Annotated in this window: 21 protein-coding genes and 2 pseudogenes; 14 read left to right on the top strand and 9 right to left on the bottom strand. The window is 60.5% G+C overall.

The features are described from left to right. Positions 1-35: 35 nt before the first annotated feature. From RW095_RS17315 to hutG, 6 genes are all read left to right on the top strand, one after another. The gene (locus tag RW095_RS17315) at positions 36-506 is read left to right on the top strand and encodes a ribonuclease domain-containing protein (RefSeq protein ID WP_317017170.1); all 471 of its coding nucleotides are present in this window, start codon (positions 36-38) and stop codon (positions 504-506) included. 281 nt (positions 507-787) lie between these two features. Further along, the gene (locus RW095_RS17310) at positions 788-1,555 is read left to right on the top strand and encodes an IclR family transcriptional regulator (RefSeq protein WP_317017168.1); all 768 of its coding nucleotides are present in this window, start codon (positions 788-790) and stop codon (positions 1,553-1,555) included. Between the two features lie 84 nt (positions 1,556-1,639). After that, positions 1,640-2,395 carry a transporter substrate-binding domain-containing protein gene (locus RW095_RS17305; RefSeq protein ID WP_317017167.1) on the top strand — a complete coding sequence of 252 codons (756 nt, stop codon included), beginning with the start codon at positions 1,640-1,642 and terminating at the stop codon, positions 2,393-2,395. A gap of 17 nt (positions 2,396-2,412) precedes the next feature. Further along, positions 2,413-3,081, top strand: a complete 669-nt coding sequence (locus RW095_RS17300) for an amino acid ABC transporter permease (protein WP_317017165.1) — start codon at positions 2,413-2,415, stop codon at positions 3,079-3,081. Further along, a complete protein-coding gene (locus RW095_RS17295; RefSeq protein WP_317017164.1) occupies positions 3,078-3,854 on the top strand; it encodes an amino acid ABC transporter ATP-binding protein in 777 nt (258 codons plus the stop codon). The genes RW095_RS17300 and RW095_RS17295 overlap by 4 nt, the downstream gene beginning before the upstream one ends. Then, entirely contained in the window at positions 3,851-4,819 is a 969-nt protein-coding gene (gene hutG / locus RW095_RS17290) for a formimidoylglutamase (protein WP_317017163.1), read from the top strand. The genes RW095_RS17295 and hutG overlap by 4 nt, the downstream gene beginning before the upstream one ends. A gap of 291 nt (positions 4,820-5,110) precedes the next feature. On the opposite strand, the gene RW095_RS17285 is transcribed toward hutG, so the two are convergent. From RW095_RS17285 to RW095_RS17265, 5 genes are all read right to left on the bottom strand, one after another. Beyond that, complete coding sequence (locus tag RW095_RS17285; RefSeq protein ID WP_317017161.1) at positions 5,111-5,608, bottom strand: hypothetical protein; 498 nt, start codon at positions 5,606-5,608, stop codon at positions 5,111-5,113. Positions 5,609-5,930: 322 nt separating this feature from the next. Beyond that, positions 5,931-7,223, bottom strand: coding sequence for an NAD(P)/FAD-dependent oxidoreductase (locus RW095_RS17280; RefSeq protein ID WP_317017160.1), 1,293 nt, complete (start codon positions 7,221-7,223; stop codon positions 5,931-5,933). An 8-nt stretch (positions 7,224-7,231) separates the two neighbouring features. Continuing rightward, positions 7,232-7,978 carry an amino acid ABC transporter ATP-binding protein gene (locus tag RW095_RS17275; RefSeq protein WP_317017158.1) on the bottom strand — a complete coding sequence of 249 codons (747 nt, stop codon included), beginning with the start codon at positions 7,976-7,978 and terminating at the stop codon, positions 7,232-7,234. After that, positions 7,975-8,631 (bottom strand): amino acid ABC transporter permease, encoded by a 657-nt coding sequence (locus RW095_RS17270; RefSeq protein WP_317017157.1) that lies wholly within the window; start codon positions 8,629-8,631, stop codon positions 7,975-7,977. Before RW095_RS17270 ends, RW095_RS17275 begins: the two co-directional genes overlap by 4 nt. A gap of 29 nt (positions 8,632-8,660) precedes the next feature. Beyond that, entirely contained in the window at positions 8,661-9,425 is a 765-nt protein-coding gene (locus RW095_RS17265; protein WP_317017155.1) for a substrate-binding periplasmic protein, read from the bottom strand. 154 nt (positions 9,426-9,579) lie between these two features. On the opposite strand from RW095_RS17265, the gene RW095_RS17260 reads away from it, so the two are divergent. From RW095_RS17260 to RW095_RS17230, 7 genes are all read left to right on the top strand, one after another. Beyond that, positions 9,580-10,404 (top strand): IclR family transcriptional regulator, encoded by an 825-nt coding sequence (locus tag RW095_RS17260; RefSeq protein ID WP_317017153.1) that lies wholly within the window; start codon positions 9,580-9,582, stop codon positions 10,402-10,404. Positions 10,405-11,159: 755 nt separating this feature from the next. After that, positions 11,160-12,143: an AraC family transcriptional regulator gene (locus tag RW095_RS17255; protein WP_317015369.1), complete on the top strand. Its 984-nt coding sequence runs from the start codon at positions 11,160-11,162 to the stop codon at positions 12,141-12,143. Positions 12,144-12,159: 16 nt separating this feature from the next. Then, positions 12,160-13,215: an ABC transporter substrate-binding protein gene (locus RW095_RS17250; RefSeq protein ID WP_317015367.1), complete on the top strand. Its 1,056-nt coding sequence runs from the start codon at positions 12,160-12,162 to the stop codon at positions 13,213-13,215. Between the two features lie 69 nt (positions 13,216-13,284). Next, a complete protein-coding gene (locus RW095_RS17245) occupies positions 13,285-14,100 on the top strand; it encodes an ATP-binding cassette domain-containing protein (protein WP_317015366.1) in 816 nt (271 codons plus the stop codon). Between the two features lie 2 nt (positions 14,101-14,102). After that, positions 14,103-15,386, top strand: a complete 1,284-nt coding sequence (locus RW095_RS17240; protein ID WP_317015364.1) for a sugar ABC transporter permease — start codon at positions 14,103-14,105, stop codon at positions 15,384-15,386. Between the two features lie 25 nt (positions 15,387-15,411). Further along, a complete protein-coding gene (locus RW095_RS17235; protein ID WP_317015363.1) occupies positions 15,412-16,140 on the top strand; it encodes an SDR family oxidoreductase in 729 nt (242 codons plus the stop codon). Between the two features lie 151 nt (positions 16,141-16,291). Continuing rightward, complete coding sequence (locus RW095_RS17230; RefSeq protein ID WP_317017152.1) at positions 16,292-17,098, top strand: FGGY-family carbohydrate kinase; 807 nt, start codon at positions 16,292-16,294, stop codon at positions 17,096-17,098. Positions 17,099-17,239: 141 nt separating this feature from the next. On the opposite strand, the gene RW095_RS17225 is transcribed toward RW095_RS17230, so the two are convergent. The 3 genes and pseudogenes from RW095_RS17225 to RW095_RS17215 form a co-directional block, all read right to left on the bottom strand. Continuing rightward, positions 17,240-18,208, bottom strand: coding sequence for a hypothetical protein (locus tag RW095_RS17225; protein WP_317017150.1), 969 nt, complete (start codon positions 18,206-18,208; stop codon positions 17,240-17,242). Between the two features lie 75 nt (positions 18,209-18,283). Then, a complete protein-coding gene (locus RW095_RS17220) occupies positions 18,284-19,330 on the bottom strand; it encodes a hypothetical protein (protein WP_317017148.1) in 1,047 nt (348 codons plus the stop codon). A 501-nt stretch (positions 19,331-19,831) separates the two neighbouring features. Beyond that, a pseudogene (locus RW095_RS17215) lies at positions 19,832-20,221 on the bottom strand (FMN-dependent NADH-azoreductase); the annotation flags it as partial. Here RW095_RS17215 and RW095_RS17210 point away from each other — a divergent pair. After that, positions 20,209-20,356: pseudogene (locus RW095_RS17210) on the top strand (LysR family transcriptional regulator); the annotation flags it as partial. The pseudogenes RW095_RS17215 and RW095_RS17210 sit on opposite strands and share 13 nt — an antisense overlap. Positions 20,357-20,365: 9 nt before the next feature. Here RW095_RS17210 and RW095_RS17205 read toward each other — a convergent pair. Then, positions 20,366-21,340 carry an alpha/beta fold hydrolase gene (locus RW095_RS17205; RefSeq protein ID WP_317017147.1) on the bottom strand — a complete coding sequence of 325 codons (975 nt, stop codon included), beginning with the start codon at positions 21,338-21,340 and terminating at the stop codon, positions 20,366-20,368. Positions 21,341-21,494 lie beyond the last annotated feature (154 nt).

The raw sequence follows: 21,494 nt of genomic DNA, 5'->3' as shown, positions 1-21,494 counted from the left end.
CGTCGAGTCCTGGTCAACGAGAGGAGAATCGTTTCGTGAAGAGCGCTTCGGCTTTCTCCTGCATCGTCGCCTTGAGCGCGATCCTCGGCGGATGCGGCAAGGAGGGTTCGCAAAACGCCACTGAGGCATCGGGCGCATCGGCGAGCCAGGCGCCGGTTCAGCCAGGGCTGAGCGCGAGCGGTCCACTCACCGCGTCGGGCGCGCAAGTGGCGGGCGCGCTGGGTACCGTGACCAGGACACAGTTGCCAGGGGAAGCAGCCGAGACACTGCGACTGATCAAAGCGGGCGGCCCCTTCCCCTTTGGGGACGACGGCGTACTGTTTCGTAACAGTGCGCTTTTGCTGCCGAAGCATCCGCGCGGCTACTACCACACATACACGGTTCGCACCCCGGGCTCGACGGATCGCGGGCAGCGCCGGATCGTGTGTGGTGGACCGCGCAGGCACACCGACGACTGCTATTACACCGACGATTACTACGCCAGTTTCAGGCGCATCGCAGGATGAGGACGGACGCTGATCCGCGAAATGGTCGACCTGTATAGCCAGGAGCGTTACCGCTGACTACAGGGGACCGTTGTCGACACTTGAGTGGAAAAAGGTTCGGGGCAATGACCCGGTCCATTCTGGATATTTGTTTCCTTTTCAACGCCTCGGGCAGTCCAGTGTCAAGACTATCCGTGCTCCCGATGTCCCGTCTGAGGGAAATCCCTGCCCTTTTATTCCCATTAACCGGGAATATGATTTTTGAAATTCCAGAACGGTCTGGCATTCTGCGCTCTTGATGGATGGTGGGTGGCGTGATCGTGAATGTGGAACGGGGTGTGACAGGGGCCGAACGGGTGTTGCTGGTGCTGGCCGCGCTCGCCAGTCATGGCAAGGCGATGTCGGTCAAAGATCTGCTAGCCGTGACCGGGCTTGCGCAAAGCACACTGTACCGTCAGATCGCGCTGCTCAAGCGCTGGGGTTTCGTCGCCGAAAACGCCGGGTACTACGCGCCCGGTCCGATCAGCTTGCAACTCGCGCTTGGCTTCGATGTGAATTCGCTGCTCGTCGAAGCGAGCCGCAGTGAGATGCAGCAGCTCGCGCGCGCGTCGCAGGAAAGCATTGGGCTGGTGGTCGCGGTCAGGCATCAGGTGATGTGCCTTGAGATGGTCGACAGCCAGCATTCGTTGCGCTGCTCGTTCGAGAAAGGCCGCGCCGTGCCGCTCAAGGCGGGCGCCTCGGCGAAATCCCTATTGGCATTCATGGCCGACCGGGCGCGCGCCGAAGTGCTCGACAGCGTGTTTGACAACGACCCCGTCGGCCGTGCCGCGATCGAAGCAGAACTTCAACAGATTCGAGCCCAGGGCTACGCCGTTAGCGACAGCGAAGTCGACCCGGGCGTGTGGGGAGTCAGCGCCCCGATCTTTCATCACAGTGGACGCAGCGCCGGCAGCAGCGCGTCGATCACGTTGATGGCGCCGTCAACGCGCGCTACCGGACGAGAAAGCCAATTGATAGACGGGACGCTACGTACGGCCCGCGCCATTTCCGAGCATATGCAAGTCAATTAACGGGACGAAGCTTTTCAATTTCATCCTTCAATTCGGGTCTCAAATCAACCGCATTACTTGATAGAACAACAAGGAGCCTACCCCATGAAGCTGCAACGACTGTTGTCCCTCGCATGCGTCACCTTCGCTGTGACGTTTGGCGGATTTTCCGGCGCGGCGTCAGCACAAACGCCGGATGTGCTGAACGTCGCCACCGACGCCACTTTCCCGCCGATGGAGTACACCGAGAACGGCGCGCGCACCGGCTTCGACGTCGATCTCATGAATGCGCTCGCGAAAGCGATGGGCAAACGCGTGCAATGGACCGACATTGACTTCAAAGGGCTGATTCCAGGTCTGATCGCGCATCGTTTCGACGCTGCGATCTCCGGCATCTACATCACGGACGAGCGCGCGAAAGTGGTCGACTTCACCGATTCGTACTACGCGGGGGGGCTGGCCGTGCTGGTCAAAAGCGATTCACCGATCAAGACGGTGACCGATCTGAACGGCAAGAAAGTCTCAGTCCAGGTGGGCACGAAGTCCGTGAACTTCCTACGCGATAACTTCCCGCAGATCAATCGCGTCGAGGTCGAGAAGAACCAGGAAATGTTCGACCTTGTGGGCGTCGGCCGTGCCGACGCTGCTGTGACGGGTAAGCCGGCTGCCTATCAAGTTGCGAAAACGCGCACCGGCTTCCGTGTACTCGACAAAACGCTGACGACCGAAGCCTACGGCATCGCCGTGCGCAAAGACGAGCCGCAGCTGAAGGCAGCCTTCAACACCGCGCTCGCCAAGATCAAGGCTGACGGCACGTATGCGGCGATCGTCAAGAAGTGGTTCGGCGCGAGTGCGCAGTAAGCGGCTGGACACACGAAATGGAACTTGATTTCTCGCCGGTGATTGCCGGTTGGCCAGACATCATGCAAGGCGCGTTGGTGACGGTCGAAGTGACCGCCGCGTCGCTCGCGCTCAGTTGCGCGCTTGGCCTGTTGATCGGCATCGGCCGGCTGACGCCGCAGCGGCGCATCGTGTACGGCTTCTGCACCGGTTACCTGACGTTCTTCCGCGGCACGCCGTTGCTTGTACAACTCTTCCTGCTGTTCTTCGGCCTCCCGCAATTCGGCATTCTGCTGCCGGCGTTCTTGTGCGGCATGCTGGGGCTCGGTCTGTATTCGGCCGCTTACGTATCGGAGATCGTGCGCGGCGCGATTCAGTCGGTCGATCGCGGGCAGATGGAAGCAGCGCGTTCGATCGGCATGTCGTCGGGGCAGGCGATGCGCGCGATCATTCTGCCGCAGGCCATCGTGCGGATGATCCCGCCGCTCGGCAACGAATTCATCGCGTTGATCAAGAACTCGGCGCTGGTGTCGCTGCTCACGATCGACGATCTGATGCATGAAGGCCAGAAGATCATCAGCGTGTCTTATCGTTCGCTCGAAGTGTATCTCGCTATCGCGCTGGTATATCTGGTATTGACGCAGGCGACCAATTACGCGCTGCATCGCGTCGAACGTCGTTTGCGCGTGGGAGGAATGGTGCAATGAATACCGTGGCCAGAGTCAACGAGCCCATCGTTAGCATTCGCGGTCTGACGAAATCGTTCGGCTCGCATACCGTGCTCAACGGCATCGATTTCGATATTCAACCGCAGCAGGTCGTGGTGGTGATCGGGCCGAGCGGCTCGGGCAAGAGCACATTTCTCCGCTGCTGTAATGGACTCGAACAGGCAGAAGGCGGCACGATCGACATTTGCGGGCATCGGTTAGTCGACCACGGCGAGATGCTCAAGGAGCGTTCGCTGAATGCTCTGCGCACCGAAGTCGGCATGGTGTTTCAGTCGTTCAATCTGTTTCCGCACCTGTCGGTGCTGCATAACATCACCGTGGGGCCGCGCATGTTGCGCGGCGCCAGCAAGGCGCAGGCCGAAGCGGCGGCTATGGCGTTGCTGGAGAAGGTCGGGCTCGCGCACAAAGCGCATGTGATGCCGGCGAGTCTGTCGGGCGGTCAGAAGCAACGGGTTGCGATTGCTCGCGCGCTGGCGATGCAGCCACGGGTGATGCTGTTCGACGAGCCGACGTCCGCCCTCGATCCCGAACTGGTAGGCGAAGTGCTGCAAGTGATGAAGCTGCTCGCGAGCGAAGGCATGACGATGGTGGTCGTCACACACGAAATGGGCTTCGCGAAGGAAGTGGCCAATGTGGTGGTAGTCATGGACGGCGGTGTGATCGTCGAAGCGGGGCCGCCCGCGGAGATTTTCTCTGCGCCATCACAGCCGCGCACACGCGCATTCCTGCAGGCGGTGTTGTCGCGCACATGAGAGTCCCATTCGATGACAAGGTGTGGGCGGGCCGTTCCGACGACGGCGAACCCGGCGACACGCGACGTGTTTTCAATCAGGTGACGCCGTTCGGTAACGCTGTGGACGTGCAGCGCGATGCGCCGGTGATCGTCGGCTTCGGCTCCGATGAAGGCGTGCGCCGCAATCAAGGCCGGATTGGCGCAGCGCATGCGCCGAAGGAATTGCGCCGTGCGCTGGCAGGCTTGCCGGCCAAATCGGCGATGGCGGCACTTGCCGACGTAGGCGACGTGGTGTGCGACGACGGCGACCTCGAAGCCGCGCAAGTGGAACTGGCCCAGGTGGTTAGCGAAGTGCTGGCGAGCGGTGGGCGGCCGTTGGTGTTCGGCGGCGGTCATGAGGTCGCGTGGGGTACGTATAGCGGTTTGCGGCTGCATCAGCAGCGTGAAGCCGACAATGCAGCTACGCCATTCGCATTGCGCAACTTGCTGATCATCAACTTCGACGCTCACTTCGATCTGCGCCAGAAGCGTCCCGCGAATTCCGGCACGCCGTTCGATCAGATCGCGCTTGACTGTGCGGAACGAGGGGTGCCATTCAACTATGCGTGCTTCGGTATCAGCGATCTCGGCAATACCGCTTCGCTATTCGCGCATGCGGAGCGACTCGGCGTGCACTACGTGTTGGACGTCGATATGCAGGAAACGCAACTGCCGCAGCGCCTGAATGAGCTTCAGAAGTTGCTCGACGCGGCGGACGACGTCTATCTGACGATCGATCTCGACGTGTTGCCGGCCGCCACGGCGCCGGGTGTGTCGGCGCCCGCTGCGCTGGGTGTACCGCTATCGGTTGTCGAAGCGATGGTGCTGCGCGTGCGGGCTACGGGCAAGCTGCGCGCGGCGGATATCGCGGAGTACAACCCGGCGCTCGATCAGGACAGGCGCACCGCGAGAGCGGCCGCCCGACTGGCGTACCGGTTGCTTTAAATCACGTCATCGCGGAATGGCCCGCTGAACACGAAGGCGAACGGCTGCAACTGGCCGACTTCCGTCTGATTGGCCATCCGCATTCCGTCAACCGCCATCAAACTATCTGGCGCGCCATATCGACTGGAACTGCGAGGTACGTGCATAAAAATCCCCGCCGCACGAGCCACGTGCAATTGGTCAGTACGACGAGGCTTTACGTCCCGCCACGGTCCATCCTGGAACGAACCGCCTCGATATGCGTGCAATCACTGCATCGGACACGGCGCGGGATGTGAACCGTCGAAACGGTTAAGGGATTCGATAGCTGCCGGTTTTCTTGCCAATGTAGTTGTACGTTCCTTTGTCGGAGGGCAAAGCGAGCACCTGCTGCCAGTTGAAGTGTCCTTCGATACCTTTGTATTTCCCGGTGCCGGAGCCGAGCGTTCCCTTGCCGATGGTCGAGCCGCCTTGATAAGTGAAAGCCTCAATGAACTTGTCGCCGTCCTTGTCCGAATACACGCAGTAACCGGTCGCGGTACCCGCGCTGAAACCCGCCTCCACGCAGCGCGCGGTCACGTTCCTCATCAAGGGTGAGTTGTTGTTGCTTGCCATCAATAGCGTCGCTTCAAACAGATAGACCGCGTCGTCGCCGCTGACGCTGATGTTCCTCACGTCGGCGCCGGCCGCGGTGTAGGTTGCTTCGATGTTGCCTTGCTTTGGAAGCGCCTGAGCCGATGCGGACGATACCCAGACAAGGTCCGCTATCAGTATGGCAATCAATCTGCCAGCATTGCTGTTGTTCATCATGGTCGTCATCCTCCACACTGTTTCATTACGTGCGCGGTCATATGAACAGGCGTGTGGCGTCCTCCGGCCCGACCGCTTCCCGGGGACGATGAATGCATATTTGACTGGTAGTTGATCGGACCGTGACGAGCGAATCGGCGGGTGAATGTCCGAGTGATTACGCACTTTCTTTTTATAGAGCTTTCCAACTGAAAGGTCTAGCGCATCCACTTCGCGCCCAGCGTTTCGGCCGACGTTCCCGGCACGGTGGCCGAATCGTACTAGGCAGAAGGCGAAGTCCGTGGAACCCGCGCGTCAGCGCGCCCTTTATCGATTGGAGCGCTCATGACAGCGCGTCAAGCAGTCCGTACCACGCCACTCCCACACTGATATAGAACCGCTGCAACGCGTGAAACGGAACCGGCTCGATCGACGTGGGTGGAAGCGGTAAGCCGCGTGTCGTCCCGCCGATTAAAGCGGCCAGATGTTTTCCTAGCGTCGTCGCCATCGCAATGCCGCGTCCGTTGTAACCAAGCGCGATAGTCATGCCTTCTGCCGGCACGTGCACGTGCGGCAAAAAATTGCGTGTGATGGCGATGCGACCGGCCCATCGGTATTCATACTCGATGTTTTTCAGCTGTGGAAACATCAACTGGGCGGCACGCTCGAGATGCACCCAATCCGCGGCGCTGCGAGGCTCGCGAAAGGGTCCACGCCCGCCCATCAGCAGACGCCCATCCGCATCCTTGCGAAAGTAGAGCAACAGTCGTCGTGAATCGGAAGCCACTTCGCCACCGGGCAGAATCGTTGCGCCAACGTCTTTGGGCAGCGGCCTCGTTGCGACGATGAAGCTATTCGCTGCGATCACTGATTGGGCGAGGCGCGGCCAAAGGCCATCGGTATAACCGTTGGTTGCCAGCAGCACCTGCTTCGAATCGATGAGCGAACCATTCGCCGCACGGATCCGCCATCCTTTCGGGCCGCGCTCGACGCTCGCGGCACGGGTTCCGCTGTGGATCGCCGCGCCTGCGGTTTGCGCCGCACGCGCGAGCCCACGTGCGTAGCTCAACGGATGCACGCTGCCCGCGCGCCCATCGACCCATCCGCCAACGAATGCGTCCGTGCCGAGCCGCCTCGCTATCTGCGTACGGTCGAGCAGTTCAACGGGCGCGCCGCGCGATTCCCACTGCCGCGCCCGGGCGTGAAGCACGCCGAGCAGCTTGCTCGAATGGGTGGGCTGAATCCAGCCGGCGCGCGTCGCATTGCACCGAATGCCGTGGCGCTCGATCAGGTCGAAAACCGAATCTGCGGCGCCGCCCGCCATTTGCACCAGTGCATCGCCATCGTGTGGGCCGTAGCGTCGAACGAGTTCATCGGGATCATATTTCAGGCCAGGAATCACCTGACCGCCGTTACGGCCGGACGCCCCCCAACCAGGCTCGTTGGCGTCGATCACACAGACCCGTATGCCCTGCTCCGCCAGATGCAAGGCCGTCGACAAACCCGTGTAACCGGCGCCGACGATCGCAACGTCCACCGTGACGGAACCATCGAGCGGCGGCGTATCGACGGCGGGTTCCGCCGTTGCCGCCCAGAGAGAGGGAGGCAACGGCTTTGCAACTTCAACCAGGCTCATGATGGTATTCAAATCCGGGGTGCTTCGGTAAGCGCGGGCATCTTGCCGAGAAACTCGCGTGTGCGAGGATTGCGCGGACGTTCGAACAGATCGGCGGCGGACCCTTCCTCATGGATCGTGCCGTCATGAAGAAAACACACACGGTCTGCCACTTCGCGCGCAAAGCCCATTTCATGCGTGACGACGATCATGGTCATGCCGTCGTCGGCAAGCTGGCGCATGACGCCGAGCACTTCGCCGACCAGTTCCGGGTCAAGTGCCGAGGTCGGCTCGTCGAAGAGGATCGCTTTTGGTTCCATGGCCAGTGCGCGGGCAATCGCCACACGCTGTTGCTGCCCGCCCGACATTTCGGCCGGGTAAGCGTCCATCCGGTGCGCGAGACCGACCTTGTGGAGCAGCTGCCGCGCCCGTTCGCGTGCCCGTGCACGCACTTCCTTCTTGACGAACACTGGACCTTCAAACACGTTTTCCAGCGCGGTTCGATGTGGGAACAGATTGAAGCGCTGGAACACCATGCCGACCTGCGCACGCAGTTCGTGGATCTGCTTCGAACCCGCGTCGACGGCGCAGCCCTCGACGGTGATCGCGCCGGCGTCATGGCGCTCCAGTCCGTTGATGCAGCGCAAGAGCGTGGATTTGCCTGAGCCCGAAGGACCGATCAGACACACGACCTGCCCGCGTTCGACGTTCAGACTGACGCCCTTCAGCACGTGCTGATCGTGAAATCGCTTGTGAATCGAATCGACCTTGATCATCGTTTTCCCTTCTGTCCGAGGCGGCTTTCGAGCCGCCGCAATCCAAAGACGAGCGGCAGGCTGAGTCCCAGATAAAGCATCGCGACCAGCGTGAATACCGTCATGTTCTGAAACGTCGATGACGCGATGAGCTGCCCGGCACGCGTCATTTCCGCGACGGTGATCGTCGAGGCGAGCGACGAGTCCTTGAGCATCATGACGAGCGTATTGCCGTATGGCGGCAGTGCGATCCTGAACGCTTGCGGCAGCACCACGCGCCGCATGATCATTGCGCCGCGCATGCCGATGGACTGTGCTGCTTCGATCTGCCCGTGATCGATCGCCTGGATGCCGGCGCGGAAGTTCTCCGCCTGATACACCGAGTATGCGATGCCAAGTCCGATGAAGCCGGCCTGGAACGCCGACAACTGGATGCCGAGATCAGGCAGCACGAAGTAGATATAAAACAGCTGAACGATGATTGGCAGTCCGCGAATCACGTTGATAAAAGCGGCTGCGGCGTGCGACACGATGCGGTTGCCGGACACGCGCATCAGCGCGAGCACCAGGCCGAGCGCGGTGCTCAGAATGAACGAGCAGAAAGTGATCTCGATCGTGACGACCGCGCCTTTCAGCAGGATCGGCAAGAATTCGACGGCGTTCTGGAAGAACATGGCGGGCAGTCCTTACTCTGAAGACAGCGTCATTCCACCTGCCACTTCTTGACGATCTGCGTCAGCGTGCCGTCGGCCTTGATCTTCTTGATGCCGGCATTCAACTGCTCCAGCGTGGCCGTGTCGCCCTTGCGCACGACGAAACACAATTGGCCTTTCACCGACGGTTGATATCCACTGACGAGGCGCAATTGCGGATTCGGATTGTGCTGAAGCTGATACGCAATGATCGGATGGTCGCCGAAGCCCGCCTTGATGCGGCCGAGCGCGACATCGCGCATGATGTCGGCAACTGAATCGTAGGTACGGACCTCCTTAAAGATGCCTTTCTTATTCAGCGCGTCGACGAACGCGGTGCCGACCTGGGCGCCGACGACCTCGCCCTTGAGGTCGTCCATTGACGTGTACTGGGCTTTGTCGTCGGCGCGCACGATCAGGCCTTCGCCATAGGAGTACACAGTGTCGGAGAAATCGACGACCTGCTCGCGCGCCGGCGTCTTCAGCATGGCCGCCGAAATGATGTCGATCTTCTTCGTGGTCAATGACGGAATCAGAGAGGAGAACGTGGTCTGCTCGATTTTCACGTCGAAGCCCGCAGCCTTGCCCGTCGCGGTAATCGCATCGACCAGAAGGCCCTGAATCGAATTGCTCTTCACATCGAGAAAGGTGAACGGCACACCGGTGGCCGTCGCTCCAATCTCGTAGGTGGTGGCGGCTACCGACAAGGCCGGCGCACCGGCGAGCAGCAAACCCGTTGCAAAGACACCGGCGAAGCGTTTGGCGAACTGGAACATGAGTCTCTCCACAAGTTGGACGACGGCCGATCAAAGGATCGGCGCCCGTTAGGTAACACATGGTATTCGAACCACAAATATCGATCCGAGTACTTTGTGTATCGATATGCGATATGATAGAGTCGATCTCAGGCGGAAACAATTAGGTGATTCCATGACCCGCAAGAACGTCGGCGCTGAGACGGAAGCGCCCCCGCAGCTCGAAGAAACGCCGGACGCACTGTTCAATCAGTCGCTGGAGAAGGGAATCGCCGTGCTCCGCGCGTTCACCGCACAGCGAAGGTCGATGACGCTGCCCGAAGTCGCGGAGGCAACGGCTATTACCAAAAGCTCTGCGCAGCGCATGATCTACACGCTGGAAAAGCTCGGCTATGTGAGGAAGCATCCGCGTACCAGGCGATATCAACTGGCGCCCCGCGTGATGCAGATCGGGTTCAACTACCTGGCCGCCGACACGCTGATCGACGTCGCCAATCCGTTTCTGTCCGAACTCACCAATGTCACCGGCGAGACGACTAATCTGACCGAGCCGGATGGTGTCGACATGGTCTACGTGGCGCGATTCGTGTGTACGAAATTCGTGCCGATTCATATGCCGATCGGCAGCCGCATTCCGATGTACTGCACGGCGTCGGGACGGGCGTATCTCGCGGCGCTACCTGAGAACGAGTCACGCACGCTGCTGCTGGCCAGCGATCGCGTCGCGCATACGCAGTACACCATCACGGATCTCGACGAGATCGAGGCGCGGCTCGCGCTGGGACGGCGTAATGGCTATGCGTCGAACCGCGAGGAACTGTTCATCGGCGATATGACGATCGCCGCGCCCCTGCTCGACGGGGAGCGCCGACCGGTCGGTGCGGTTCACGTCGTCGCGCCGACGAGCCGGTGGACGCCGGCGGAAGCGGAGGCACGGTTGGCACCCGCAGTAATCGATTGCGCACGTGGTATCAGCAATTCGATCAGGACGCTTGCCTAAGGGTGCGCCCACGTTCGGCTCGTCGCCGACACGCTGCAAGGAGCCGTCTGCGCGTCGGAGCGAGAAGCGCGGAGGAAGCTTCGGGCAGAAGCCTCACACCGCGCCGTTCTCTAGCATGCTTGCCGATAAGCACCAGGAAGAACTACTTCGAGCTGCGAACGAACCGAACCCCGCTCTCTGCGAGCCATCGATTTTGAATCTTATCCAGCAGCGGTCACTCATGAAGCGCCCACGGACGCCTGCGGTAAGCATCGCTTCGGACGGCGCCTTGCCCATTGCCAATTGCAGGTCCTGCGATGAACGTTCTTCAGTGCTTTCGCTGCAAACCGGACCGCACGCGACGACTGGGCTGGTATTCCCACCAATTGCGGCGACTCAGGCACACGGCACAACTGCACAGCACGGATAGCGCTTATGCAGCAGAATCACACGTGCGCCGCAATCAAGGGCATCCGGCCTCTGAATCCGAACCAGAACGAGCCACCGCACCTGACCCGCCGACATTCTTCCTAAAATTTGACCCCGAGGCGCCTTGTGGCACCGTACGCCGCCCGTACTGCCCGCAGAAACTGCTGCACTGCACATATTTTGTGCCCGAGAACATCAATAGGGGTTACCCGAATGCAAAAAACTATCAGAATATCGTCCTATCGCGTGTAGTGAAATTTTGCGGCAACGACTATCCTTCGATCCATGGAAGGCGGTGAGAAGACCGAACAGTCCGTCGGCACAGACGGCAGTTCATGGAGACAGACGTGAAGAACGACACGATCGATGCGGCTGAACGCGGCACTCGCCGTCGTGCCCGTGTTGCCCAGCCCGACCTCGAGCTGGTTGCCGTGCCGCGCGACGAATCGTTCAAGGTGTGGTCGCACGGCTATCCCTACAGAACTGTGCGCTGGCACTTTCATCCCGAGTACGAACTTCATCTCATCACCGCCACGACGGGAAAGTACTTCGTCGGCGATTACATCGGCGACTTCGCCGCCGGCAACCTCGTCATGACCGGTCCCAATCTGCCGCACAACTGGGTCAGTAATGTGCCGCGCGGCGAGCAGGTGAACGAGCGCTGTCTGGTGCTGCAGTTCGATTCCGAATTCGTCCTGCGCGCAATCGATGCCTTTCCCGAGTTCAGGAAGGTGACGGGCCTGCTCGAAGCATCGCGTTGCGGCGTGTTGTTTCCACCGGAGACGGGCGCCGCCGCCGAACCGATCATGCGGGAGATGCTGCACGCGCAAGGGATGCGGCGCATTGCGCTGTTCGTGTCCTTGTTCGGCCTGCTTCTTCAGAGCAGCGAACCGGTCAAGCTGGCAAGCGCGGCCTATCGAGCCGATCCGGCGCGCTACGCCGAGACGCGCATCAATCATGTGCTGACGTATATCGGCAAGAACCTGGCCCAGGAACTTCGCGAAGCCGATCTGGCAGGACTGGCGGGCCAAAGCGTGAGCGCATTCTCCCGGTACTTCCGCCGCCATACCGGCGTGCCCTTCGTGCAGTACGTGAACCGGCTGCGCATCAACCTTGCGTGCCAGTTGCTGTTGTCGGGCGAATTGAGTATCAGCGAGATCGGCTATCAGATCGGATTCAACAACCTGTCGAACTTCAACCGGCAGTTTCTGATGCTCAAGGGTATGTCGCCCTCAAGATGGCGCGCATACCAGCAAATCAACGCTGCAAGCGGGTCCACCGCGCCGAGTATGGCGTCACAACACATGGCGGCAATCGCCGCCACCCAATAAACAAAGGAGACACTCAATGAAAAAGCTTTCGAAAATCGTCGGCAGCATCAGCGCAATTACATTAGGGATGCTAAGCGGATCGGTGCTGGCGGCACCTTCAGGAACCGTCGCGTTTCTTATGCCCGATCAGGCATCCACCCGATATGAACAGCACGACTTTCCGGGCTTCAAGGCGACGATGAGCAAGCTGTGTCCCGACTGCAAGGTGCTCTATCAGAACGCGAACGCGGACGTCGCGACCCAGCAGCAACAGTTCAACTCGGTCATCGCGCAGGGCGCGAAGGTGATCGTGCTGGACCCGGTGGATTCGACTGCCGCGGCGTCGCTGGTTCATCTGGCGCAAAGCCAGGGCGTGAAGGTGATTGCCTACGATCGTCCGGTTCCATCGACGCCGGCTGACTACTACGTGTCGTTTGATAACGAAGGCATCGGCCGCATGATCGCCCAGTCTCTCGTGCAGCATCTGAAAGACACCGGCGTGCCGACCAGCAAAGGTGGCCTTCTGGAAGTCAACGGCTCTCCCACCGACGCCGCAGCGGGGCTGATCAAGAAGGGCATCCATTCCGGCCTCGCGTCCAGCGGTTACAAGACGCTCGCCGAGTACGACACGCCGGAATGGGCGCCGCCGAAGGCGCAGCAATGGGTCAGCGGACAGATCACGCGCTTTCAGTCGCAAATCGTGGGCGTCGTGGCCGCAAACGACGGCACCGCCGGCGGAACGGTCGCGGCCTTCAAGGCGGCCGGCGTGAATCCGGTGCCACCCGTAACGGGCAATGATGCGACGATCGCCGGTCTCCAACTGATCATTGCCGGCGACGAGTACAACACCATCCTGAAGCCGAGCGAGATCGTTGCGGCGGCGGCAGCCAAGGTCGCCGTCGGCTTCCTGTCCGGGCAGGCCGCGAAGGGCGAAACGACGCTCTTCAACACGCCCACGCAACTCTTCACGCCGACGGTCATCACGGCGAAGAACCTCAAGGCCGAAGTGGTCGACAAGGGTTTCGCGAGCGGGAAGACCTTGTGCACCGACCGTTATGCGGAAGGCTGCAAGAAGCTGGGCATCACCAATTAAACCGGCGCCGCGCCGGACGAACGGCGGCGCCGCATCGGTTTTTCATTCGTTCAAGCAGAGGTACGGTCCATGACTGACAACTCCACGAAGCCGCCCGTCCCGGGAAAGCTGGTGCTTAGTCTGCGCAACATATCCAAGCACTTCGGAGCGGTCTCGGCCCTGACGGACATCGAACTCGACGTACATGCCGGCGAAGTCGTCGCGCTGGTGGGTGACAACGGCGCCGGCAAATCGACGCTCATCAAGGTGCTGGCGGGCGTGCATCAGCCGAGCTCGGGCACGATCACCTTCGACGGCAAGGAAGTCACGCTCGCCAACCCGGCTGCCGCGCTCGATCTGGGCATTGCCACGGTGTTTCAGGATCTCGCGCTGTGCGAGAACCTCGATGTAGTCGCGAACATCTTCCTCGGGCGTGAACTGAGTCCCATGCGCCTGGACGAAGTTTCGATGGAGATGCGGGCATGGACCCTTCTGAATGAATTGTCAGCGCGCATTCCCGATGTGCGCGATGTGGTGGCATCGCTATCCGGCGGGCAGCGGCAAACCGTGGCCATCGCGCGTTCGCTGCTGCTCGACCCGAAACTGATCATGCTGGACGAGCCGACGGCTGCGCTGGGCGTGGCGCAGACCGCGGAAGTCCTGAACCTTATTGAACGAGTGCGCGACCGCGGGCACGCGGTGATCATCATCAGCCACAACATGGAAGACGTGCGCGCCGTGGCGGATCGGATCGTCGTGCTTCGACTCGGCAAGAACAACGGCGTCTTCTATCCCGACTCGTCGAATCAGGAGCTCGTCGCCGCGATCACGGGCGCGACCGAGAACGCAGTCTCGCGCCGCGCCGACCGGCGTCAGGCTCAAACGAATGCCGAGTGGGAGAATTAATCATGGGTAACCAGGTTCCGGATGCTCCGCAGGGAAAGCCGCAGAAGCCTGATCAGCCTTCTGCATTGCTGGATCGCAGCGACGTGCGCGTCAAACACGCCGCGGGCATCGGAGGCGCGATCTCGGCGTTCGTCGATCAGGTGAAGTCGGGTGATCTGGGTTCGTTGCCCGTCGTCGTTGGCCTCGTCATCATCTGGACCGTGTTCACGAGCCTGAACCCGGTCTTCCTATCGGCCAACAATCTGGTCAACCTGCTCTTCGACTGCTCGACCATCGGCGTCATCTCGCTCGGTATCGTGTGCGTGCTGATGGTCGGCGAAATCGACCTGTCCGTCGGTTCGATGAGCGGCTTTGCTTCAGCTCTCATGGGCATGCTCTGGGTCAACGAAGGCTGGCCGGTGGGACTGGCGATCGTTGCGGCCATCGTCGTGGGCACGATCGTCGGTGCGCTGTATGCCTCCTTGCTCAACCGCCTCGGGATGCCCAGCTTCGTCGCAACGCTGGCCGGATTACTCGCATTGCTTGGGCTGCAGCTGTATGTCCTCGGTTCAAGCGGTTCCATCAATCTGCCCTATGGTTCGGCGATGGTTAACCTCGGGCAGCTGATTGTGCTTCCGCCTGTCGTGTCATATGTGATTGCGCTCGTGCCGGGCGTCGTGACGCTGGTCCTCGGGATGCGAACGTACCAACGCCGCCGGGCATCGAATCTGTCGGCGCCGTCGATGAGCAGTCTGCTGACGCGCTGCATCGTCATTACCGTGCTGCTGGAAGTGGTGGTGGCGTATCTGAACCAGGGACGCGGCGTTCCGCTTCTGTTCGGCCTGTTCCTGGCGCTTGCGGTGGTGATGGACTACATGCTCAGACGTACGCGATGGGGCCGTTCGATGCAGGCAGTCGGCGGCAACAAGGAAGCCGCCAGACGCGCGGGGATCAACGTCAAGCGCATCTATATGAGCGCCTTCGTGACCTGCTCCGGTCTGGCGGCGCTCGGCGGGGTCCTGTCGGCAGCGCGCCTCGCGTCGGCCAGTCAGCAGGCCGGCACCGGCGACGTCAACCTCAACGCGATCGCAGCGGCGGTGATCGGCGGGACCAGTCTGTTTGGCGGGCGCGGCAGCGCGTACTCGGCGGTGCTTGGCATCATCGTGATCCAGTCGATCGCCAGTGGACTGACGCTGCTAAACCTGTCGTCCTCGCTGCGTTTCATGATCACGGGGGCAGTGTTGGCGATTGCAGTCATCGTCGATTCGCTTGCCCGGCAATCGCGCGTCTCTCACGGTCGCGCCTGAATTCAGATTTCCAGGAGACAGATGAATGACTGACACCATCAAAGGAAAAGTCGCGGCCATTACCGGTGCAGCGTCGGGCATCGGTCTTGCCTGCGCGCGTGAGCTGATCGCTCACGGTGCGAAGGTCGTGCTGATCGACCGTGCCAGGGAGCGCCTCGACACGCTATGCGCGGAGCTTGGTCCCGATGCATTGCCGATCGTCGCCGACCTGTTGAATCCGGCGGAAGTGTCGGGCCTGCTGCCTCGCATCCTTGATGCGGCCGGCGGCCTCGACATCTTCCACGCCAACGCCGGCGCGTACGTGGGCGGCGAGGTTGTCGAAGGCGATCCGGACGCATGGGACCGCATGTTGAACCTGAACATCAATGCCGCGTTCCGTTCGGTGCATGCCGTCCTTCCGCACATGGTCAAGCAGCAGTCCGGCGACATCATCTTCACCAGCTCCATCGCGGGCATGGTGCCGGTGGTCTGGGAACCCATCTACACCGCTTCGAAGTTTGCAGTGCAGGCTTTCGTGCACACGACGCGGCGTCAGCTCTCGAAGCATGGTGTGCGCGTAGGATCGGTTTTGCCGGGCCCGGTGGTGACGGCGTTACTGGACGACTGGCCGAAAGCGAAGATGGATGAGGCACTCGCATCCGGAAGCCTGATGCAGCCGAAAGAAGTCGCCGATGCCGTGCTCTTCATGCTGACACGGCCGCGCAACGTGACCATTCGTGACCTCGTGATCCTTCCGAATGCGGTCGATCTCTGAGGCCAGTCGGCCATGCCAGGGGCGCCGGTGCGCCTCGACTTCGACCCCAACGCTTCCTCAGGCAGTGAGCCATGACTTCTGATCACACGACCTTCGACGTAACGAACGCGCGGTTTGTCGTCGGAGTAGATGTCGGCACCGGCAGCGCCCGGTGGGCGCCGAAGGCGAGCCGGAAGCCTGTCTTGCTTATGTGTTCGGAACGTCGTCCTGCACAATGACGACAACCCGTGAGCCGGTGTTCGTGCCTGGCGTCTGGGGACCGTATTTCTCTGCGATGGTCCCGAACGCCTGGCTCAACGAGGGCGGCCAGTCCGTTGCGGGGGCGGCCATCGAAAGGCTGCTCACGCTGCACCCCGCAACCGCCGAGGCGCGAAGCCGTGCTGAAGAAGTGGGACAGTCGCTGCCGGCGATGCTGGCCAATCTCGCGACGCAGGCGTCCCACACATTGTCGGACGTCGTGAAGCTGGCGCAGGGCGTGCATGTGGTTCCCGAATTCCTGGGCAACCGCGCGCCGTTCGCCGATCCGCATGCGAGAGCGGTGATTGCGGGCCTCGGCATGGAGACCGACCTCGACAGTCTGGTATCGCTGTATATCGCGGGTATCTGCAGTATCGGATATTGCTTGCGCCAGATCATCGAGACGCAGGCGTCGGCAGGCGCACCGATCGAGCGCGTGATGATCAGCGGAGGAGCGGGGCGACACGATCTCGTACGTCAGTTGCTCGCCGATGCGACCGGCAAGCCGGTGCTGGCCACGCGGGCGGAAGAGCCGGTTCTTCTCGGCGCAGCGATTCTGGGCGCCGTAGCGGGCGGGCAATTCGGCGACGTGCAAACGGCAATGGGCGTCATGTCTCACGTTAACAAGGTCTATGAGCCCCACGGCGATATCAGTGCGTTGCACAATGCGCGGTTCGGTGCGTTCACCCGCTTGCAGGCGGTCGCCAGGGAGATTGGTTAGCCAGCCGTCGCGGGAAGTGAGATGACGGGTGTGGCCTGGAACGTGATGAGGGTGACGTCATCGAGCGCCGATGGAGTGGCAAACCGACGCAACATGCTCGACCGCCGAAGCATCGTGCCCCTATCCAGGAGCCAATTGCTTTCACGGAATGAGTTCGCCGCCACGCGTGTCCCTAGGCCGCCCGAACTCGACATATCGAACGTCTTGCCGACAGCCGGGAGCCGTCACGCAGTCGGTCGAACGAGTTGGATCGACGAGCTTGATTTCGTAACCCAAAGTGCTAAACAGCCCGCTCGAGTTCCCCACCCTGCGGAGCGACAGGTAGTCACCCGAACGGGTACAGCGTCCCGTTACTGCACCGCCGGACGCATCGTCGCAACCTGTTGTTCCTGCCGTGTTGAGCGAGAAGGTCACGTCGCTGGAGGTGGTGATCCAGACCACGAAGTCGCCGAGGAATCCGACGGCATGATTCAAATAGAAATTGCCCCCACCGCCCCACATCAATGAAATGGCGACTTCCGATGTCGCGGAGTTAGCAGCTAGTGCAGGATAAGCGTAAGCGTTGTTTGAGTTCCACACTTCGAGCTCGCTGGTGACGTTGAAGCTGCTATCGCTCAGTTTTGCGATGATCACATACGGTTGGGCGAACGTTGTGTCGCGCGCTGCGGTCCAGGCGAACCACAACTCGCCCGGTCGATGCACCGCGCTGGTGATGTTATCGCCCTTTGGTCGCGGCGCGTACCAATACTGGCCGTCTGGAGCCTTCGAGGTGTAGTCTGAGTTAGCGTAGCTATTGTGTGGCCTTGGCGCGCTCCAGAAATAGCGGTTGGATCCATCCGCCCAACTGAACACTCGCAAGTGACTATTGTCGTCATGGCCCGCCCAATACATCGTCCCTGTCGCATTCTGAGTCAGGTGAGAAGCTACCGCTGACTTTCCATTTTTGGGAGCCGTGAAATCCCAGGTCACAGTATTACCGGCGGGAAGCTGCATGTCCTTGTAGGAGATGCGCATGACGACAAGGCCGCCCGCTGTCACATCGTCGACTGATGCGTACAGGTAGCCATCCGATGTCGACAGATCGGGATAGTCCAGCCAGTCACTGCCCAATCCGAGGAAGTTTGAAGTGACATCGAACCAAGTCCAGGCCGTGTTGAAGTTGGCGGCAACATCGGCGGGTCTCGCCTAGGCTATCCGCAAGCGGTTTCCACCAGTCGGCTTTCCCGCTGAATCTTTGGGCTGGTTCGTCTGAATCAGCCAGACCACACGATCGATGCTCGGGATGTAATGAACCACCTGATCGCAGCAGTACCCGCCGTCGGGCTGATCGCCGAATACGGTTGACAAATTGGAAACGGTCGTAAATGTTGAACCACCATCAGTCGAGTACTTGAGGTAGAGATTCGCGGTAGCCAGAACCAGATTCGATGAAGTTCCCGATCCAACGGCGCTCGGGTCCGGCGGGAAACGATCTGCAATTCCGTTCGCGTTCGTGTTGATGATGAAGCCTACCGCTCCGTCGGGTGATGCCCCCGGATAAGACGTCAATTGCAGCGCTTGTGGGCTAGTTCCGGTGGCAGTATGAGGGAACAGAAAGCTCGGGGATCCGATCGGCGTGGGTGCGCGGTCTTCGTTATTCTCCGTTTGCGGCGGCTGTGGCAGCAGCGGGTAGGGCCCCTGCGTTGCACGGGTGGGACCAGTGTTGCTAGATGAAGTGTCCGATCCCGGTGCGGGCGGCGGTAGTTGCACATCAACTACGAAGTGAAATTCGTGACCATGCTCGCCCTTACCCCTTTCGTCCTCGTCTTTTCCATTCTCGTGCCGATCGTCGCGGTCATTGCCGCGATGCGTTCTGCCGAAGGTTCGTCCATCATATCGGCCTTGGACGAGCACCCTGTAAGTTTTTGCTGGATCGAGCTTGCGAACGATGAAGCTCAGATTAAGCACCTCCCGCTCGCCCGACGCAATGGTGCCGAGCGACACAGGCAAACGGGCCGGGCTCTCGAGATGTGCGCCTAAAAGTACGACGTCACGAATCACGACATTGCTAGCGTCAGTATCGCCAAAATTTTTGATGGGAAGCGCGACGAGTAGTACGGTGCTGTTTTGTACCGCCGCACCCGGCAACGTAGGACCCAGCGAAACGGTCGCGAATGCGTGGGTGCTCCATATAAACAATAGGAATACTAACTGATGTGAAAGCCGCGCAATAGGAACTCCGATCGTGCTCATCGCGGTCTCTCCTTTAATAATTGCGCGAAAGCATGCTACGCACGCTTCATCCATAAAGCAGCAAAACCGATAGCCTCAGGCATTCGCCGGCGCTTTCCGGTTCCTGTTGCCGAAATGCGTAAGCTACACGTTATGCGAACCCAAGGAAAGCGCAAGCCAGTGAGTTGTCGTGCACGCGCCAATATCCTGTCGGCGTCAGCCACGCACTCTGCTGTGATTGAATTTTGATTAGGGATAGTGTGCGGATCTCCGGAAGCGTATGTCGATTTCGCTCTGTTTGCCGCCAGGCGAACCAATGCCAATGCGACGAGATTCGGATGCAACCTTTGGGCCCACTTTCGCGCCGATCGCGATGATCCGTTTCATGGTCTCTCGCTCAAGCCTCGAGAGACGTTGCTGCAAAGTTTCTGAACTGCGTCGACGAGGTCCGGGGAAAGGCGCGCGAAAGAATGAGATGTTGAGTTAGCGTTGAAGTGGCCTACCGACCTGCGCTCGGCTCCTGCGCGCATAAATCACCACCGCTTTCTTGTCTTTCAGCAAGCCCTGCAGCCCACGCTCATCGAATGAAAACAGGATGTTCCGCTGAGAGACGACGTCGATGAAATGCTTCAGCTTGTAGGGAATGGAGAAATTCCACAGCGGCACGGAGAACAGCAGCGTATCCGCGTCGTGCAGCCGCTGCGCGAGATGCCGGATGTCCGCCCACGCCTGCTGCTGACCTTCGCTGAGCGGCGTACCGCTCAGGTCCGCGTACTTGGCATCGAGCGCGTCGCCGTTGAATTCCGGCAGTTCGGTCGCCCGCAGGTCGAGCATGCCGATCGGATGATCCGGGTGAGCGCTACGGTAGGTCTCCAGATAGGCACGTGCTACGTCGAGCGACGCAGTCCGCAGTTAGCGCGCATCTGCGGCGTCTGGGAAAATCAGACCGGCCGCAACCCGCTCGCGCGCACCACGCGCTCTGTCGCGCTCACGGCGGACGGCGAACTGCTGTTGGGCTACGCGCGCGCCATCCTCGCGCTCAACCGAAGTCGAGATCTAGTCACTCGTGGGATTGCTGCCCGCGCTGAATGCTGCCTGAACTTCGGCCACCGTCTGTTCAGGCGCCTGCAGATGCGGATAATGGCCCAGTTTAGGGAGAATCGTAAGCTTCACACCATTACGGTTCGCGTACTCAAGGCCCATCTCCTTCTTGATGTACATATCCTGTTCGCCCCACACAATCTTCACGGGTACCTTGAGATTTGCCATATTGGCTTCAAAGTGGTCCTGGTCGCGGGTAAACCAGGAGTAGTAGTGGTAGAAGGCATCCGCCGATGTGACATCGCCGCCCCAACCTTTCGCCATGTCATCCCTGAACTCCTGGCGCAACGAGTAGCGTTCCTCCGCCGACATGCCCCTGAAAAATGTGTTGGCCAGAATCTCGTCGCGGTTCCTGTTCATCGCGGCATGCACGGCGTCGGACGAAGGTTTAGCCTTCAGGCCCTGCAGGCTTCCATACATGTACTGTGGGCGATTGAACGGGGCAAAGTCGCCAACGATGATCTCCCTGGCGATATCCGGTTGTTCCAATGCCGCCAGCAGCGCAGGCAAGGCTCCGATGTCGGTCGCATAGATCACCAGCTTCGAACTGTCGATACCGGACGCGCGGATGTAGTCCTGCAGAACACGGGCGTAATCTTTCGGCGCATAGGAAAAGCGATCGGCGCCCGGACGCGAAGACTGTCCGTAGCCCGGCCAGTCAAACGCATGCACCTCATACTCGCTGGACAGGGATTCCGCGATCGGCTTCCACGCATACATCGTCTCCGGGAAGCCGTGCAGGAACAGTACCGTGCCCTTCGCATGCGCAGGCCGATAGACCATGTATCGCAGTCTGATGTCGGGATTGACCTGCAAGTCGCCGACTTCGATTTTTGGGGACGATGAAGAAGACGCCGGCACAATGCTGCAGGCGGATACGCCCATAGCGACCGCGGAGAAGATTGTCGCCTTCGTTAAAAGTTTGAACATGATCGTGGTTCTCGTCTAATGCTCACCTGACGCATACAGTGCGTAATGGCTGTTCAATGTTTCGGACTTCGAGACGTCTACACGACCCCAGCCCGGTCCTGCGGTGAATACCACTGGTCAATCTCGTCAGCCATAGCGGCGGACTGCAGGCGGG

The sequence above is a fragment of the Paraburkholderia kirstenboschensis genome (genome assembly GCF_032806925.1).
Classification (GTDB): Bacteria; Pseudomonadota; Gammaproteobacteria; order Burkholderiales; family Burkholderiaceae; genus Paraburkholderia; species Paraburkholderia kirstenboschensis.
Note: the sequence above shows the minus strand (reverse complement) of the source record. Positions and strands in the feature narration are given on the sequence as shown.

Coding starts and splice junctions, on each gene's coding strand:
- RW095_RS17310 (WP_317017168.1), top strand. CDS start 788: ATGGTGGGTGGCGTGATCGTGAATGTGGAACGGGGTGTGACAGGGGCC.
- RW095_RS17305 (WP_317017167.1), top strand. CDS start 1,640: ATGAAGCTGCAACGACTGTTGTCCCTCGCATGCGTCACCTTCGCTGTG.
- RW095_RS17300 (WP_317017165.1), top strand. CDS start 2,413: ATGGAACTTGATTTCTCGCCGGTGATTGCCGGTTGGCCAGACATCATG.
- RW095_RS17295 (WP_317017164.1), top strand. CDS start 3,078: ATGAATACCGTGGCCAGAGTCAACGAGCCCATCGTTAGCATTCGCGGT.
- hutG (WP_317017163.1), top strand. CDS start 3,851: ATGAGAGTCCCATTCGATGACAAGGTGTGGGCGGGCCGTTCCGACGAC.
- RW095_RS17285 (WP_317017161.1), bottom strand. CDS start 5,608: ATGATGAACAACAGCAATGCTGGCAGATTGATTGCCATACTGATAGCG.
- RW095_RS17280 (WP_317017160.1), bottom strand. CDS start 7,223: ATGAGCCTGGTTGAAGTTGCAAAGCCGTTGCCTCCCTCTCTCTGGGCG.
- RW095_RS17275 (WP_317017158.1), bottom strand. CDS start 7,978: ATGATCAAGGTCGATTCGATTCACAAGCGATTTCACGATCAGCACGTG.
- RW095_RS17270 (WP_317017157.1), bottom strand. CDS start 8,631: ATGTTCTTCCAGAACGCCGTCGAATTCTTGCCGATCCTGCTGAAAGGC.
- RW095_RS17265 (WP_317017155.1), bottom strand. CDS start 9,425: ATGTTCCAGTTCGCCAAACGCTTCGCCGGTGTCTTTGCAACGGGTTTG.
- RW095_RS17260 (WP_317017153.1), top strand. CDS start 9,580: ATGACCCGCAAGAACGTCGGCGCTGAGACGGAAGCGCCCCCGCAGCTC.
- RW095_RS17250 (WP_317015367.1), top strand. CDS start 12,160: ATGAAAAAGCTTTCGAAAATCGTCGGCAGCATCAGCGCAATTACATTA.
- RW095_RS17245 (WP_317015366.1), top strand. CDS start 13,285: ATGACTGACAACTCCACGAAGCCGCCCGTCCCGGGAAAGCTGGTGCTT.
- RW095_RS17240 (WP_317015364.1), top strand. CDS start 14,103: ATGGGTAACCAGGTTCCGGATGCTCCGCAGGGAAAGCCGCAGAAGCCT.
- RW095_RS17235 (WP_317015363.1), top strand. CDS start 15,412: ATGACTGACACCATCAAAGGAAAAGTCGCGGCCATTACCGGTGCAGCG.
- RW095_RS17220 (WP_317017148.1), bottom strand. CDS start 19,330: ATGAGCACGATCGGAGTTCCTATTGCGCGGCTTTCACATCAGTTAGTA.
- RW095_RS17205 (WP_317017147.1), bottom strand. CDS start 21,340: ATGTTCAAACTTTTAACGAAGGCGACAATCTTCTCCGCGGTCGCTATG.